Genomic DNA, 16,345 nt, shown 5'->3' with positions numbered 1-16,345 from the left:
ACAGGGTGGATGTATATACAGATAACAGCGAGGCGACTACCAATCAACCATGTCTGGATGAATGGATGCAACAGATACCTAAAAACTGAACTCTAATGTTCAGTGGTTATATCTCAAGCTTTTCAGGTAGCGAATTATCACCTACACCTTTAGTGATACGACTCGCGCTGTAACCCTGCCATTCTGGAAACGCTTGGCAATATATCCATAGCCAAAATAGTTGACGGTAAAGCAAACCAACGCTGTTTTGCGCGGTCAGAAAGTAAATCGGTTCGGAGATCAGTCATGTTTGGTAAGCGCACTGAAGATAGTACTTCAGCCACTCATTTTCGCAGCGAGCGCATTAGCTGGGTTAATGGCAATTATTTCTTCACAACGCGAGAAGGTACGCTCGAAGGACCTTTTTTTACCCGTGAAGAGGCCGAGCACCAGATCGGACGGTATATCTCCAGAATGACCCAGGCCGCTGAAATTCAAAAGCGAGCTGGCTAATTCCTCTAAAATCTCGCGTTCGGATCGGCTAGACTTGCGCTTTGCTTGGCCCAAATAAGCAGTGCAGTCGATGTCAGATACCTTTCACGCTGAGTTGGACTGGGACGATCAGGGTCAACCGATCTCCCGCTCCTTTGGCGATGTCTATTTTTCCAAGGCGAGTGGCCTTGAAGAAACCCGTTACGTTTTTCTGGCTCAAAATGAGCTCCCACGTCGTTTCGCCGCGCTTCATGCAGGTGAGGTCTTTACGATTGGTGAGACAGGGTTTGGAACGGGACTCAATTTTCTTTGTGCCTGGCAGCTCTTTATACAGACAGCACCCGCTGAGGCCCGGCTGCACTTCGTTAGCGTTGAAAAATTCCCGCTGAGTGCTTCGGACCTGAAAAAAGCTCTGGCCCTTTGGCCTGAATTAGTGGATTACGCCGACGCTCTGTTGGCTCAATACATTGCCGTACATGCTGGCTTTCAGCGTTTTTCTCTAGATGATGGCCGAGTTACGCTAACGCTTTTGGTAGGTGATGCACTCGATTGTCTGCCGGAGCTGGATGCTCGTTGTAATGCCTGGTTTCTTGACGGATTTGCTCCAGCCAAGAATCCGGACATGTGGACAAGCGCTCTGTTTGGGCAACTAGCCCGGCTGTCGGCTGATGATGCAACACTCGCTACATTTACTTGTGCCGGATTTGTTCGCCGCGGTCTGCTAGAGGCGGGCTTTGCAATGAAGAAAGTACAAGGCTTTGGACATAAGCGGGAAATGCTCAAAGGCAGTCTTGTGGCGCCGGTACCTGGCTCTGTCAAACCATGGTTTGAGCGGCCGCCGCTCCATATTGGCCCTAGAACAGCCATAATAATAGGTGCAGGGCTGGCAGGCGCTTCGACAGCGGCCAGTCTCGCAATGCGCGGTTGGCAGGTAACGGTTCTGGAGCGCCATGCAACTTCTGCAGCAGAGGCATCCGGCAATCTGCAAGGCGTTCTATACCTTAAACTCTCCCCTCACTTCACACCGCTTACCCGCTTAGCCTTAAGCGGTTTTGGCTATACCCGTCGTCTGCTGGAGGGTCTGGACAAAACATTGAACTGGGATGGGTGCGGTACGATACAACTGGCTACTGACCCTGCCGAGGACAAACGTCAGCAGCAACTGGCAGAACGGTTGCCATCAGCTTTACTGCGCCGAGTCAGTGCTGATGAAGCCTCAAAGCTTTCTGGGGTTGAGCTTTCCCAAGGGGGAGTTCACTTTCCGGAGTCGGGCTGGGTTCATCCACCTGCGCTCTGTCGATTTTTACTGCAGCATCCTAATATCACGCTGATGACCCATCAGGAGGCTATTCGGCTCGAGCGTCACCACGCCCAATGGAAGGTGTACGGCAACGAAGCACTTTTAGCTCAAGCGTCTGTTGTTGTGGTGGCCAGCGCGACCGAGACGGCAACACTGATAGAAAACGCCCAACTACCACTCAAACGTATTCGTGGACAGATAACTCATTTGCCAGCGACACGCGCAAGCCAGGCGCTGCAATGCGTAGTTTGCGGTGAAGGGTACATTGCTCCTTCACGGAATCATCTCCATACATTGGGAGCCAGCTTCGACTTCAAGCGTGACGATCTTGAGCTGTGCACTGAAGAACATAAAGGTAATCTTGCATTACTTAATGCCCTCTCACCCGTGCTGGCCAAGGCACTTGGCGCCGAACAACTGGATCCAGCAACACTGGAAGGACGGGCTGCGTTTCGCTGTACGACCCCTGACTATCTTCCAGTCGTGGGCCCGATAGCTGATGCTGCCGCCTTTGCGCATACTTATTCCATTCTCGGCAAAGATGCTCGGCAAGTACCGGAGAGTCCGGTACCTTGGTTGAATAATCTGTTTGTCAACGCAGGCCACGGTTCTCGCGGCCTGATTACCGCGCCACTTTCCGGCGAGCTGTTGGCGGCTTGGTTGAACAATGAGCCACTGCCATTACCTCGTGCCGTAGCAGAGGCCTGTCACCCCAACCGGTTTCCTCTGAGAGCCGTTATCAGGGGCCAAGCTTGATGACATACTCATACCATCGCTAACCGCTGCTTTCGTTGGGGCGAAGGAAACGCCGCGTCAAGTAATGCCAGATCGTGCTCCGATAGTTGAAGCGTCGCAGATTTGGCATTTTGCTCGATATGATCAAACCCGACGGCCTTGGGTATGGCAATCACCCCAGGCTGTCGAAGCACCCAAGCCAACGCTACCTGAGCCGGTGTAACCTCAAGTCGCTCCGCGACGGCCAGAAGAGCTGGATGCTGGAGCATGCCGCCACCCTGCCCTACCGGACAATAAGCCATAAGAGGCATTTGCTGCCGTTGGCACCAAGGCAGGAGGTCAAATTCAATGCCTCGCTCCTCCAGGTTATACAGGACCTGATTCGCGGCACAGCGATCGTCCGCGAGGTCAAGCATATCGTCCACGTCAAAATTCGACACGCCCCAATGCAGAATCTTGCCTTGTTCTCGCAGCGTCTCGAATGCTTCTACCGTTTCGCTCAGCGGTGTTCTTCCCCGCCAATGCAAAAGATACAAGTCGATACGATCTGTACGCAGACGACTGAGGCTGCGATCGCATGCCTGCAAAACACCCTCGCGATTCGCATTGTGGGGATAGACTTTGCTGACCAGGAAAATACTGTCACGCTGACCTTGAATGGCTTCGCCAACGACATGTTCAGCACCTCCTTCGGCATACATTTCAGCCGTGTCGATCAAGGTCATACCCAGCTCGATCCCACGGCGTAGAGCGCGTATCTCTCTTTCGCGCGCTGATGCCTGTTCACCCATATGCCAAGTACCCTGGCCAAGCGCAGGGACAGTTGTGCCGTCAGGTAAACGAACCGTTTTCATGACGTGTACCCTTCGGTGGCATACCCGTTACCCGATGTTTTGGCAGGCTTATCCCTCCACGGATTAAAACTGCCAAAGCTCCAGAGATGCCCTTCACGGTCCCGGCAAGTAAAGGAACGGCCTCCATAAGGCGCCTCACGGATATCAATGATCACATCGGCACCCGATGCCTTGGCACGCTCGCATAAGACATCAGGTTCATCGGTTACCAGATACACTCCTTGAGTCACGCCTCTGGCCTGTTCCGGCTGGACCATATAAGCATCCACATCGTTATGCAGCACGGACGTTACGATGAGCATTCCCTGTCCATAAACAAGCTGTGCATATTCGATACTGCCGTCTTCATTCGAGATCAGGCTTTTTACCTCGAACCCAAACGTCAGGCGCAACCAGTCAATGGCAGCGGGAGCGTCGTGGTAGCGAAGGTAGGGAATGGCAAAGCCATGTGCCGCCGAAGGGGTAGAAGTCATGAACGATCCTCCTGAAGTCTATTGAACTTAGACGCCGTGTTTGTCTTGCGTTCTGTCAAAAGGTCGGAATGACCATACGTCGCCTGCCTGTCGGCACTCGATTGAGACGGATCTCACTGATAAAGTGGCGCCCCCGCCAAACCTGGAACTGGCAATTACTTGATGCGCCTCAAGGACTTCTACATGTACCGCTCTCTTTCCAAAATCCTGGTATGCACGCTCACCATGCTTTCTCCTGTAATAAGCATGGCAGCCGACCCTATCGTTATCCGTTTCTCGCATGTTGCCGCGCCAGGTACGCCTAAAGGCCAGGGTGCGCTACTGTTTCAGAAGAAGGTAGAGGAACAGCTGGGAGGGACCGTCAAGGTAGAGGTATACCCCAACTCATCCTTGTATGGCGATAAGGAAGAAATTCAGGCGCTTCAAGATGGCAAGGTAGAAATGCTGGCAGTGGCATTGGCCAAACTGGGTACTTATTCACCCAAACTGAAGCTGTTTGACCTACCCTTCCTGTTTGACAGCCAGGCCGCACTGGATCGGTTCCAAAGCAAGCCAACCGGACAACAGCTGCTCCTGTCCATGGAAAAGCAGAACATCGCAGGACTGGCTTACTGGCATAACGGAATGAAGCAGCTTTCCGCTCAGAAGCCGCTGCGTGAGCCGGAAGATATGCGAGGCCTAAAGGTTCGCATTCAGGATTCGGACGTCCTTGAGTCTCAATTCCAGTCGTTGGGTGCTACGCCCGTCAAGCTGTCGTTCAGCAAGGTAAACCAGGCACTTGCTGACGGGACCATCAACGCGGCAGAAAACCCTTGGACCAACCTTTATAGCAAGCATCTTTACGAGCAGCAGCGCTATATCACCGAGAGCAACCATGGCTCTCTGGATTACATGCTCATTACCAACGCCAGCTTCTGGCGCCAGATTCCTTTTAACGTTCGCATCAAGCTGGAAACTATTCTTGGCGAAGTGACCTATGAGGTGAATCGACAGGCAGACGCACTCAATCAGAAAGACAAGGCCAAGATCGTGAGTGCTGGTAACAATGAAGTCATCACGTTAACCAATGATCAGCGTCAGCGCTGGAGAGCAGCCATGCAACCTGTATGGCTGCACTTCGAGAAACAGATCGGGCAGGACTTGATCAAGGCCGCCCTGTACACCAACGAGACGCCTTGACCTGATAAATACTGCTTCCTCAGGACCGTGGGGAAGCAGTTACCCTGTCCCATCGCTGTAACGGCTTCTCTCCAGACTGCTGACAGCCGATATCTCGAAACGGCCCTGCCAGTCGTTCCCATCCATCGCCGGGCGATGTCCTCTGACATACCACCTGCCCGTTGAACTTGCTACGCCATTTGAAGAAAGGTGCAGGCGCTGCGGCTACGCTTAGGCTCACAATCAGCAACAAGCCTGTTGTCCAGCGGCTATGTCGAAAAAGCCATGGCATGATTATTCTCCGAACACTATTGGATAAATACTTGACCGATAACCATCGGTTGAGCAAATGACGTACCAGGTTTGACGCTACAAAGCAGCGATAAAAAAGCCGGAGCAATTGCTCCGGCTTTTTACGGACGGCCATGCCCTTGTTCAAATCCTGGCCCTGGCCCACCGGGACCTCCATGGTGACCTCCATGAGGCCCCCACCATCCACAGCAGCCGCTCAGCAGCAAACTGACCGCTAAAGTAGTCGCTAGCAAAACACGATGACGCATGGTTTACCTCGTGGGTCGATCAGCTTATTTAAAGGCTCCTCCTCAAAGGAGCCTTTAAAGCCAACACTACCCGGCACATCGTTCTTTCTCGAACGACTTTACCCCTGCTCACCATTCTTTACGCTTAGCTGACACACCTCTCAGCTATTGCGGTATTCCTGCTCCGCGACCTCGAAGCGCTGCTTCATTGATGCGCTCGGAGCGCTACCCAGTCGGCTGAATACAACAATAGCTAGGCTCGCAAGAATAAAGCCAGGCACAATTTCATACAGGCCAAGCCATCCCAGCTGCTTCCAGACCACCACAGTCACAGCACCAACGATCATGCCGGCCAATGCACCGTTACGTGTCATTCCCTTCCATAGGAGCGAGAAGAGGACAACCGGACCAAAGGCTGCACCAAAACCTGCCCAGGCGTAGGAGACCAATCCCAATACGCGGTTTTCAGGATTGGAAGCGATTGCGATCGCAATGACTGCAATCAGAAGAACCATGAGACGTCCTACCCACACCAACTCTTTCTGGGATGCGTGCTTGCGAAGGAAAGCCTTATAGAAATCTTCAGTTAGCGCACTTGAGCAGACCAGAAGCTGGCAGCTTAGGGTACTCATGACAGCTGCCAGAATGGCTGACAGCAGAACACCGGCCACCCATGGATTGAACAGCAGCTTCGCCAGCTCGATGAAAACCCGCTCAGGGTTTTCTGTCACTGCGCCAGCCTGCTCAGGATGCGCGGCAAAATAAGCAATTCCAAAGAAGCCTACACCCACCGCACCCGCCAGGCACAGAATCATCCAGGTCATACCAATTCGACGTGCTGAGCGCATTGACCTGACCGAATCTGCAGCCATGAAGCGTGCCAGGATATGAGGCTGGCCAAAATAACCCAGTCCCCAGGCCAGTAATGAAATAACGCCAACGAAGGTAGCCCCTTTGAAAAGGTCGAAATGGGCGGGGTTTACGCTTTCGATGGCAGCAAATGCTGGCTCAAGACCACCTGTGGCATTGAGTATCATGACTGGCGCCAGAATCAAGGCGAAGATCATGAGCGTAGCCTGCACAGTATCCGTCCAGCTTACTGCCAGAAAGCCACCTACAAAGGTATAGAGAATGGTCGCCAGTGCACCCGCCCACAAGGCTGTCCCATACGAGAGGCCAAAGGTGCTTTCAAACAGACGAGCCCCAGCCACAATACCGGAAGCACAGTAGATGGTGAAAAAAACCAGGATGATGATTGCCGAGAAAATACGCAGGACACGACTGTGATCCTCAAAGCGATGCGTAAAATAGTCTGGCAGTGTCAGAGCATTATTGTTGTGCTCGGTATGGACACGTAGCCGACCTGCAACCAGAAGCCAATTCAGCCAGGCACCTGCTATCAGGCCAATGGCAATCCAGCTTTCAGAAATACCGGCGAGAAAAATAGCGCCTGGCAGGCCCATCAACAGCCAGCCGCTCATGTCCGAAGCACCGGCGGACAACGCTGTCACTACACTACCGAGGCTTCTTCCCCCCAAGATGTAATCGTCGAAGTTTTTTGTAGATCGCCATGCCAGAAAGCCGATCAGGACCATGGCAGCGATATAGATCAGGAAAGTGATCAACGTTGGAGTATTGACGCTCATTATTCCCTCATTATTTGTTGTTGTGGGATCAATTACTCATCGCTCCCACGTTGGCAGAGGGCGACGCACATGCCGTCACCGTTGGGCAACCCATCAGGTATGCACCAGACAGAGTTCCATTCTGTCTTCTGGAACTACCAGTTTCCTGGCGTGTTTGGATCAAACTAGGTATTACCTTGGGCTACCAGACGACAAAAGCGTCATCAGACGAAGTGCAACCGTAGCCGGATGAACATTCTACGGAATTGGCAAACAAGTTGGGATAGCCACTGACAATCAAAAACGCTTCCTGAAACAAGGTCTTAACCTTCTATGTCAGCAGGATTGATTGAGCGACGAAAGAGACAGGTGCAACCGATTGGTTGCGCCTCACACGCTTATCATTGATGAATAATGTCTTTGCGCATAGGCGAAAGACGCGCAAGTAATCTGTTTTACGTCGGAACAGGGTAGCCAGCAGACACCCATCATTCGTCCAAGCGGGTCGGAAGCTCATGACAAGCAGTATCGCGACCATGGCGATCCATGAGCGCGTCACAGTGCTAGCGCCTCAACAGGGGTCTGAACACGGCGGTCATTCATCCAATGTTCAAACGCCTGCGCCGGCAGCGGACGACTGATCAGGTAACCCTGCACCATGTCGCAGCCCCATAGCGTCAACAACTCCAGCGCCTGAGCATATTCCACACCTTCGGCAACAACCTTCATATCAAGGTTATGCCCCATATCGATAGTGGAGCGAACAATCACAGCGTCCTCGCTGTTATCACTCAGGTCGCGAATAAACGACTGATCGATCTTCAACTCGCTTACCGGCAGACGTTTCAAGTGAGCCAATGAGGCATAGCCGGTGCCATAGTCATCTACGGACAGACTGATACCCTGATCCCGGAGACGTTGCAGAATGCTTACTGCTCGCTCAGGATCCTGCATGATGGCACTTTCCGTTACCTCCAGAACAAGCTGGTCTGCTCGTACAGTCGAACCTTTAAGTAGTCGCTCCAAACGATTGGGGAGATCGCCATCAACCAAGTCGGCAGCGGATATATTGAGAGACACTCGTGCAGTAAGGCCTTGCTCGTTCCACTCTTCCAACTGCCGAAACACCTCCTCGACTACCCAAATCGTCAATAGGGTGATGCTGCCGGTACGCTCAGCCAACGGGATAAATTCCCCAGGCGATACCATACCGAACTGAGTATGCTGCCAACGTAGAAGCGCCTCAGCCATGAAAGGCCCCCGTCCATCCAGACTCAGCTTGGGCTGATAATGCAAGAGCAGTTCACCCCTTGAGCCTGCATGCTGAAGATCTCTGATAAGACTGATCTGACGATAATAAGCATCATCCCGACCATTCTCGTAAAGCTGCAGACGCCCGGCCTGGCTGCCTGCGTCCCGCATTGCAATACTGGCCCGCAGGAGCAACTCATGGGCCTCATGACCATCCTGAGGGTAGCAAGCCACTCCTACGCGGCAGCTCATCTTGAATTCGTTCAGCCCTACAGCAATAGGCAAAGCAATTGCCTGCTGAATTTCTTCAGCGGCTGCCAGAGCAGTATCAGGCGTACCTGGATTGAGCAGCAGCAGGAACTCGTCGCCAACCAGACGAGAAACACAATCTCCATTTCCTACAAGACGTTTAAGTCGATCTGCAATGGTTTGCAGAACCACATCTCCACCTGCAGTACCACTGCTCTGATTGACCTCCCGAAAACGCTCAAGCCCCAGATACATGACCGCAACAGACTGTTCTCCCGCAATGGCGTGAGACAGTCGCTCCATGGCCAACGCCCGATTGGGAAGCCCTGTAAGCGCATCATGGAGTGCGTTATGACTCAATTGCCGTTCTCGTTCGGCGATTCCGATCCGCATGGTGTCAAGTGTGCTGGCTAACCGGCCAAACTCATCACTTCGCGCCAGGGCAATTGGCGTGGTGTAATCGCCGTTACCGATCCGCTGGGTAGCAGCTGCCAATCGTCGAACAGGTTCGGCAACCCCTCTTGCAATAAGTAAAGCCAGACCCAGCGCCAGGACAAGCGTCAGTACGGCTATCCAGAACAACTGATGCATCAGAGGAGAAAACGCTTTCATAGCTTCGTCGAGCGGGCGATGCAGAAAAGCGGATACCTTGAAGGTATCGCCATCAGTTAACGTCAGCCGCTCCGTCAGATAGTTACGACCATCCAATCTGAGCGGCAACGGTTTGCCTAGCCTGAGTTCATTGGCCGGATGGCTTAGCAGTTCGTCAGCGGCTTGATCCGAAAGGGTACTGATCGGCTCACCTGGAACGTCCCCCTCTTGCGCAATAAAAGACACATCCAGGCCGCTTAGCGAGCGCAATTCGCTCGCCAGGCTCTGATCCATGGCAAAGCCCATTACCACGCGCGCAACTGGTAGAGGAGCAAGTACAGGAGCCTCTACCATCAGATGCGGAACACGTTGCAGGGAAACGATACGCATCGTTTGATCAGTCGCACCGTCTACCTGAACCTTGTTACCCTCGTGAAATATCGACCCAACTGTATAGAGCGAAACGGTACTACTGATTACCCTTCCCGTCAGGTCAAGCAGCAACACCTCATCCGCCTTGATCCGAGCGCCATAATTAGCTAGCGCTGAAGTTATTGTTAGCCCATCTCCAGAAGCGACAGCTCCTTTGAAAGCAAAATCGGATGTCAGAACCTGTACCGTGTCATGCAGTTGCCGTCCGCGCATTTCCACAAGACGCTCGAATACCCGAGCGCCGGTATTGAGCTGTGAAAGCGACTCAGCCCGTACAGATGATTGGGTAGCAGCCTTTACGGCAAAATAAACCGTTCCGATGGTTAGCAACGCCAGGATGAACATGGCGCTAGCGATGCGCGCCTGAAAGCTATTTCGCAGCGTCATCGGCAGCGCTCCGAAAGGCTTGCTCCAACGCACTCGGCGCCGGCTCTGAGGGTTCATTATCAGGCGTTATCTCAATAGCGTATCGAGCTGTGCCCGCAGTGGCCGATACAATCAGATCCCCTCCATGAGGCAGCTGTCTGGCCTTTGCAAAGGGGTGCCATAAAGAGACATGGTACTTGCCGGGTGGCAAATCGAACGTTATTTCACCTTTTTCGTTACTGACAGCAAACCATGGGTCATCGGTAATAACGATATAACCCACCATCCAATCATGAATATTGCAACCCAACACAACAACGCCTGGTCTGTCGAAAGTTACTGGATCAGCTGGAATGCCATGATAAAGAGGCAAGTCGAATCGCTTGGCAGGTGAAAAGGAATACACCTGATGACGAACATTATCACTAATAGGGAAACTGACCTGCGTTCCGGTATGAACCGCCAGTACATGCGGTACATAACGACGTTCCCGTTGATACATGACCGAAGGCTGGAGCACAGCAGGATTAGTGCCTCCGCTTAACGTAACAACCGCATCCGTTGACGGATTATCCTGTCCATCGATAACTGCGATATGCACTTGAGTGGCCCATGCCGGAACAGAGAGCGCCATAAGCCCACCGGTTAGCCACCGCGCTATACGCATCATAGATGAAGACATGAGGTTATCCTTCGAACACGGCTTGGCAATTACCTACTCGTCCTTATCGGCACAGTGTCGGGATAGTTGAGGCGCTATGATGTTTGTAACGGAATCTAGCGCTCTCTAGACAAGGCGAAGCCCAATAGGCAGGAAACGCCGCATCTGGCCGCTACTCGCCTGAAGGGTATCTCCGTCTCGCTCAGCAGATGGAGCGTCTAACCCAGGCGAGCCTTCAACAGCTATCAATACGGCGTCATGCCTGTAACGTCCTAAACTGGATATGGAAATGACTAGGCTCAGCGAGACTTGACAGGCTAATTCGCCATCGTGATTCGGCGATCAAGGTGAACACTTAAATAGTACTCAATCGCCTCAAAATCCAACGCCCCGGCAATGGAAATGATCACTTATCGATCTAAAGGGCATAAAGCGCCTGAAGCAGGCCCGTCAACAGAGCTTTGGAAAGAGGCTGGTCATTGCCGTAATGAGAACAGTTCTTCACAGGCGTAATACAACATGTGTTGAAAACTGGGTCCGGCGCAGGATAACGCGCTAAAACACGCAACCTTTCCATGACATCAGAAACGTTTTCCGTCATGTCATCTTCATCAAGATAGACAATCAACGTCTGGTTATCGCCTAACCTTGCAAAAGCATAAACACGTTCGCCAAGAGCAGTGCAGGCTTGCAGGCGGCACGCTCTCTACCTCGCCCTTACAGAGATAATAGCCAAGCAAACAACATAGGACGGAGCCAGTTTGTTTATGTGCACTTACTCAAATGAAGCGCACTTGCCTATTTATCTGCGGTCAAGTCTAGAGTAGCCATCGACCACATTGAAAAGCTTCAAAGCCCTCCCCATGTTGGTCGCAAATAGTCATTCTAAGGTAAGTCAATGAGCGATCAGGAACATACTCCCGAAATCATCAGTGGCGACGGTTCAAAGACCGGCCTTGCACTGCCTGGACAAAATCTTCCCGACAAGCTTTACATCATTCCCATCCATAACCGGCCTTTTTTCCCAGCGCAGGTATTGCCTGTTATTGTGAATGAAGAGCCTTGGGCCGAAACGTTGGAGCTGGTGGCCAAAACCGATCATCACTGTCTGGCATTGTTCTATATGGACAATCCTCCCGAGGATGGAAACAGCTTCGACCCTGATAACCTGCCAGAGCACGGCACACTGGTTCGTATCCATCATGCCAGTCGGGAAAACGGCAAGCTGCAATTCGTAGCGCAGGGGCTTTCACGCGTCAGGATCAGCGGTTGGCTGAGACGTAAGCACCCTTACCTTGTTGAAGTTGAGCATGCCAAGACTCCGACTGACCCAAGCGATGAGGTCAAGGCATATGGCATGGCGCTGATCAATGCCATCAAGGAGCTGCTTCCGCTCAATCCACTCTATAGCGAAGAGCTAAAGAACTATCTCAACCGCTTCAGCCCCAACGACCCCTCGCCTTTAACAGATTTCGCTGCCGCCCTGACAACCGCACCAGGCCAGGAACTGCAGCAGGTTTTGGATACCGTCCCGATCCTTAAGCGCATGGAGAAGGTTTTGCCATTGCTGCGTAAAGAGGTTGAGGTCGGACGCCTGCAGAAAGAACTGTCTGCTGAGGTCAACCGAAAAATCAATGAGCGGCAACGAGAGTTCTTCCTTCGAGAGCAGCTCAAACTGATCCAGCAAGAGCTGGGTATAACGAAAGATGATCGCAGCAGCGATCTAGAAAGCTTCAGGCAGCGCCTGGAGGGCAAAGTTCTGCCGGAACCGGTACGTAAACGCATCGACGACGAACTTAATAAGCTGTCTATCCTTGAAACCGGCTCGCCTGAATATGGTGTCACGCGCAACTATCTGGATTGGGCAACCGATTTACCCTGGGGTATTCAGGGCAAGGACAATCTTGATCTGAAACGTGCACGCAAGGTACTGGATCGTCACCATGCCGGTCTTGATGACATCAAAAGTCGCATTCTTGAGTTTCTGGCTGTTGGCGCTTTCAAAGGAGAAGTATCTGGCTCTATCGTGCTACTGGTAGGCCCCCCCGGCGTAGGTAAAACCAGTATCGGCAAGTCAATTGCTGAATCACTGGGCCGCCCCTTCTATCGCTTCAGCGTAGGCGGTATGCGAGACGAAGCAGAGATTAAGGGGCATCGTCGCACTTATATCGGAGCCATGCCGGGCAAGCTTGTTCAAGCTTTACGTGATGTGAAAGTAATGAATCCAGTCATTATGCTGGATGAAATAGACAAGATGGGAGCCAGCTATCAAGGTGACCCTGCATCTGCCTTGCTGGAAACGCTGGACCCTGAACAGAATGTAGATTTCCTGGATCACTATCTGGATCTGCGGCTAGACCTATCTAATGTATTGTTCGTATGCACCGCAAACACCATGGACTCCATTCCTGGGCCTCTTCTGGACCGCATGGAAGTCATTCGCCTCTCAGGTTATATCTCGGAAGAAAAGCAAGCGATTGCCAAACGCCACTTGTGGCCCAAGCAATTGGAAAAAGCCGGTGTGCCTAAAGAGCGCCTGATCATCAGCGACAGTGCGTTGAAAAGTATCGTTGAAGGCTATGCTCGAGAGGCTGGCGTACGCCAACTTGAAAAACAGTTGGGTAAGTTGGTGCGTAAGGCTGTTCTAAGGCTCATTGAGGAACCTGAGCTCCGAATAAAGGTTGGGGCGAGTGACATCGAAAGTTATCTAGGGAAGCCTGTTTTCCGTAAGGAACAGGTTCTAAACGGCGTAGGCATTATCACCGGCCTGGCTTGGACCAGCATGGGAGGCGCTACCTTACCTGTAGAAGCTACGCGCATTCATACCTTAAACCGTGGATTCAAACTGACCGGTCAATTGGGCGAGGTCATGAAAGAGTCTGCTGAAATTGCATACAGCTACGTTACCTCCCACCTGAAGGAATTCAAGGGAGATCCTACGTTCTTCGACCAAGCCTTTGTACACCTGCATGTTCCAGAGGGTGCTACTCCTAAAGACGGACCAAGTGCCGGTATTACCATGGCCAGCGCCTTGTTATCTCTGGCACGAAATCAGGCACCCAAGAAAAACGTAGCCATGACAGGCGAGCTGACTTTAACTGGCCAGGTTTTGCCCATCGGTGGCGTCAGGGAAAAAGTTATCGCAGCACGTCGGCAGAAAATATTTGAGCTTATTTTGCCAGACGCCAACAAAGGAGACTTCGAAGAGCTTCCTGAGTACTTGAAGGAGGGGCTGACTGTCCACTTTGCAAAGCGTTTTGCAGATGTAGCCAAAATCCTTTTTTAATCCATTAGCAAGGGCAGTTTGTGTACAAGCTTGCCCTTGCCTACCTTAACTTCGTTATCCTTGCAGCCGGTTGAAGAGTTTGGTTGGAGATACGAATGTTAAAATCAGCTACGCTTTGCGCTTTATTGACAACGCTGCTAATGACCGGCTGTGCAAGCAGCCCCGAGCATACCGTCGCAATCAACGAGCGCACGCGCTGTAAACCTCTTTTACTAACACAAGGTCAAGAGCTACACCTCTCACTTCCCAGCGACCCTACAACAGGCTATAGATGGAAGCTCGAAAACACGGTTCCTTCCGTGCTGAAAAGCCTAGGGCCTGAGGTATTTTCATCCTCTGACGAGAGCGAAGATGGAATAGGCTCGGCAGGAATATCTTCCTGGCGCTTCCAAGCGATTCAATCAGGAGCGACTGAGCTTAAGCTGCAATATCAGCAGCCATGGGACGCAGATAGCGCTCCCGAAAAGGCCTTTACTTGTCGTATCGAAGTAAAATAGCCACTCGCCGCTCGGCTACACCATTTACATTTTCTAGTGGTACCTCTTAATGAGTGAGCAGGACCGTTTATTTGCCAAGCCACAGGCTACTGTTGCCGACTTCGCGTTTAACGAAGATGTCGTTCGGGTCTTCCCCGACATGATCAAGCGTTCAGTACCAGGCTATCCCACTATCGTCGAAAATATAGGCGTTATTGCTGCACAATTCGCTCAGCCTAATACGATTCTCTATGATCTAGGCTGCTCGCTAGGTGCAGTATCCCAGTCGCTGAGACGGCACGTTCAGAGTGAATCAACAAAGGTTGTTGCGGTTGATAATTCAGCGGCCATGATTGAGCGTTGCCGTGAATACATGTCTGCGCAAAGCTCAATGTATGAGCAACTGCTACCTATTGATATTGTTGAAACGGATATCCTTTCGCTGGATTTTCAGCCTGCGTCAGTAGTGGCTTTGAATTTTACTTTGCAGTTTATCGCCCCTGAAAAACGCCTAGGCCTGTTGCGTAAAATTCACAGTACCCTTCACCCAAAGGGCGCTTTGCTTCTATCGGAAAAGATCAGATTTGAATCTCAGGAAGAGCAAGTACTGCTTAACGACCTTCACATTGCATTTAAGCGAGCTAACGGCTACAGCGAAATGGAAATCGCTCAAAAGCGTAGCGCTTTGGAGAATGTCATGATGATCGACTCCATTGAAGCACATCGTGCGCGCTTGAAAGAGGCTGGCTTTAGCTCGGTTATCCCTTGGTTTCAATGCTTCAACTTCGCTTCATTTATAGCTCTTCCATGATCAATACACTAAATATTGAAGGCCTTGCCAATCGCTTGGGTGAAGGCCCCTTAGAAAAGTGGTTAGCCAGTCTGCCACCTGCGATTGCAGCAAAGCTTGAAAAAGGTCATGGCGACCTCGCGAGATGGCAAACGGCTCTCAAGACCCTGCCTGACTTAAAACCCGATTCGATTGTTTTAAAGGATAGGTTTTGTCTAGAAAAGCCTTTAGACGTTGAGACTCAACAAACCTTAAAAAACGCGCTACTTCAATTATCACCATGGCGCAAAGGCCCTTTCGATGTCTTCGGTATTCACATCGACACAGAATGGCGTTCCGACTGGAAGTGGGAGCGCGTGTCCAAACACTTGGATCTGAACAATAAGGTTGTCTTGGATGTAGGTTGCGGGAACGGCTATTACGCATGGCGCATGGTAGGTGCCGGCGCTCATACAGTAATCGGGATTGATCCTAACTGGCTCTTTTTATGTCAGTTTATGGCCATGAAAAAGTATTTGCCCGATATTCCAGTTTGGAGTCTTCCTCTAACGCTTGAAGAGCTTCCCCCTTCTCTCAACGGGTTCGATACCGTCTTCTCGATGGGCGTGCTTTACCATAGACGCTCGCCTATTGATCATCTTCTAGCACTGAAAGAATGTCTGCGCTCATCAGGTGAATTAGTACTCGAGACATTAGTTGTAGAAGGAAACGAGCAGACTGTACTGGTACCAGAAGATCGTTATGCTCAAATGAGAAATGTCTGGTTCCTGCCCTCGCCTGCAGCATTAGAACTATGGCTGCGTCGGGCGGGATTCAAAAATATAAGACTGGCGGATATTAGCAGAACCTCTATTCAGGAGCAGCGCTCTACTGAATGGATGAAATTTCAATCTTTGCCCGACTTTCTTGACACTACTGATATGAGCCGCACTATAGAAGGTCTTCCGGCTCCACTGCGTGCCACATTCATAGCCGAAAAGCCATAGAAAGCTTTTGTATAGCAGCTGTCTATACGGCTGCTATATCGCCTTACCAAATTAGCCAGTAGGCCACGCAAGAAAGAGCAGCCTATCCCTTTTATTTCTGCT

The 16,345-nt window shown here is 51.6% G+C and carries 12 protein-coding genes; 7 read left to right on the top strand and 5 right to left on the bottom strand.

Annotated features, from left to right (window positions below; translation table 11 throughout):
- Positions 1–285 precede the first annotated feature (285 nt).
- Positions 286–492, top strand: coding sequence for a DUF6316 family protein (locus PLU01S_RS14605; protein WP_010797657.1), 207 nt, complete (start codon positions 286–288; stop codon positions 490–492).
- Between the two features lie 70 nt (positions 493–562).
- The gene (gene mnmC / locus PLU01S_RS14600) at positions 563–2,527 is read left to right on the top strand and encodes a bifunctional tRNA (5-methylaminomethyl-2-thiouridine)(34)-methyltransferase MnmC2/FAD-dependent 5-carboxymethylaminomethyl-2-thiouridine(34) oxidoreductase MnmC1 (RefSeq protein WP_074827539.1); all 1,965 of its coding nucleotides are present in this window, start codon (positions 563–565) and stop codon (positions 2,525–2,527) included.
- 8 nt (positions 2,528–2,535) lie between these two features.
- Here mnmC and PLU01S_RS14595 read toward each other — a convergent pair whose 3' ends face one another.
- Positions 2,536–3,360, bottom strand: coding sequence for an aldo/keto reductase (locus PLU01S_RS14595; RefSeq protein WP_074827542.1), 825 nt, complete (start codon positions 3,358–3,360; stop codon positions 2,536–2,538).
- Positions 3,357–3,833 carry a VOC family protein gene (locus tag PLU01S_RS14590; RefSeq protein WP_074827544.1) on the bottom strand — a complete coding sequence of 159 codons (477 nt, stop codon included), beginning with the start codon at positions 3,831–3,833 and terminating at the stop codon, positions 3,357–3,359. The genes PLU01S_RS14595 and PLU01S_RS14590 overlap by 4 nt, the downstream gene beginning before the upstream one ends.
- A gap of 183 nt (positions 3,834–4,016) precedes the next feature.
- Between PLU01S_RS14590 and PLU01S_RS14585 the strand changes: the two genes are divergently transcribed.
- A complete protein-coding gene (locus PLU01S_RS14585; protein ID WP_074827546.1) occupies positions 4,017–5,012 on the top strand; it encodes a DctP family TRAP transporter solute-binding subunit in 996 nt (331 codons plus the stop codon).
- A gap of 679 nt (positions 5,013–5,691) precedes the next feature.
- Here the strand turns inward: PLU01S_RS14585 and putP are convergent.
- The 3 genes from putP to PLU01S_RS14565 form a co-directional block, all read right to left on the bottom strand.
- Positions 5,692–7,176 (bottom strand): sodium/proline symporter PutP, encoded by a 1,485-nt coding sequence (gene putP / locus PLU01S_RS14575; protein ID WP_074827548.1) that lies wholly within the window; start codon positions 7,174–7,176, stop codon positions 5,692–5,694.
- Positions 7,177–7,710: 534 nt separating this feature from the next.
- A complete protein-coding gene (locus PLU01S_RS14570; protein ID WP_074827550.1) occupies positions 7,711–10,065 on the bottom strand; it encodes a putative bifunctional diguanylate cyclase/phosphodiesterase in 2,355 nt (784 codons plus the stop codon).
- A complete protein-coding gene (locus PLU01S_RS14565; protein ID WP_233432204.1) occupies positions 10,049–10,726 on the bottom strand; it encodes a methylamine utilization protein in 678 nt (225 codons plus the stop codon). The genes PLU01S_RS14570 and PLU01S_RS14565 overlap by 17 nt, the downstream gene beginning before the upstream one ends.
- A gap of 877 nt (positions 10,727–11,603) precedes the next feature.
- Here PLU01S_RS14565 and lon point away from each other — a divergent pair.
- The 4 genes from lon (at position 11,604) to cmoB (ending at position 16,243) form a co-directional block, all read left to right on the top strand.
- A complete protein-coding gene (lon, locus tag PLU01S_RS14555) occupies positions 11,604–13,991 on the top strand; it encodes an endopeptidase La (protein WP_074827555.1) in 2,388 nt (795 codons plus the stop codon).
- Positions 13,992–14,086: 95 nt separating this feature from the next.
- Positions 14,087–14,488 (top strand): protease inhibitor I42 family protein, encoded by a 402-nt coding sequence (locus tag PLU01S_RS14550; protein WP_074827557.1) that lies wholly within the window; start codon positions 14,087–14,089, stop codon positions 14,486–14,488.
- A gap of 49 nt (positions 14,489–14,537) precedes the next feature.
- On the top strand, positions 14,538–15,278 hold the full coding sequence (cmoA, locus tag PLU01S_RS14545; protein WP_074827558.1) for a carboxy-S-adenosyl-L-methionine synthase CmoA: 741 nt from the start codon (positions 14,538–14,540) through the stop codon (positions 15,276–15,278).
- On the top strand, positions 15,275–16,243 hold the full coding sequence (gene cmoB, locus PLU01S_RS14540; RefSeq protein WP_074827559.1) for a tRNA 5-methoxyuridine(34)/uridine 5-oxyacetic acid(34) synthase CmoB: 969 nt from the start codon (positions 15,275–15,277) through the stop codon (positions 16,241–16,243). Before cmoA ends, cmoB begins: the two co-directional genes overlap by 4 nt.
- Positions 16,244–16,345 lie beyond the last annotated feature (102 nt).

Origin of the sequence: Pseudomonas luteola NBRC 103146 (assembly GCF_002091675.1) — a bacterium.
GTDB lineage: Bacteria > Pseudomonadota > Gammaproteobacteria > Pseudomonadales > Pseudomonadaceae > Chryseomonas > Chryseomonas luteola.
The sequence above is the reverse complement of the archived record's forward strand: the minus strand, read 5'-3'. Positions and strand labels throughout refer to the sequence as shown.

Coding starts and splice junctions, on each gene's coding strand:
- PLU01S_RS14605 (WP_010797657.1), top strand. CDS start 286: ATGTTTGGTAAGCGCACTGAAGATAGTACTTCAGCCACTCATTTTCGC.
- mnmC (WP_074827539.1), top strand. CDS start 563: ATGTCAGATACCTTTCACGCTGAGTTGGACTGGGACGATCAGGGTCAA.
- PLU01S_RS14595 (WP_074827542.1), bottom strand. CDS start 3,360: ATGAAAACGGTTCGTTTACCTGACGGCACAACTGTCCCTGCGCTTGGC.
- PLU01S_RS14590 (WP_074827544.1), bottom strand. CDS start 3,833: ATGACTTCTACCCCTTCGGCGGCACATGGCTTTGCCATTCCCTACCTT.
- PLU01S_RS14585 (WP_074827546.1), top strand. CDS start 4,017: ATGTACCGCTCTCTTTCCAAAATCCTGGTATGCACGCTCACCATGCTT.
- putP (WP_074827548.1), bottom strand. CDS start 7,176: ATGAGCGTCAATACTCCAACGTTGATCACTTTCCTGATCTATATCGCT.
- PLU01S_RS14570 (WP_074827550.1), bottom strand. CDS start 10,065: ATGACGCTGCGAAATAGCTTTCAGGCGCGCATCGCTAGCGCCATGTTC.
- PLU01S_RS14565 (WP_233432204.1), bottom strand. CDS start 10,726: ATGTCTTCATCTATGATGCGTATAGCGCGGTGGCTAACCGGTGGGCTT.
- lon (WP_074827555.1), top strand. CDS start 11,604: ATGAGCGATCAGGAACATACTCCCGAAATCATCAGTGGCGACGGTTCA.
- PLU01S_RS14550 (WP_074827557.1), top strand. CDS start 14,087: ATGTTAAAATCAGCTACGCTTTGCGCTTTATTGACAACGCTGCTAATG.
- cmoA (WP_074827558.1), top strand. CDS start 14,538: ATGAGTGAGCAGGACCGTTTATTTGCCAAGCCACAGGCTACTGTTGCC.
- cmoB (WP_074827559.1), top strand. CDS start 15,275: ATGATCAATACACTAAATATTGAAGGCCTTGCCAATCGCTTGGGTGAA.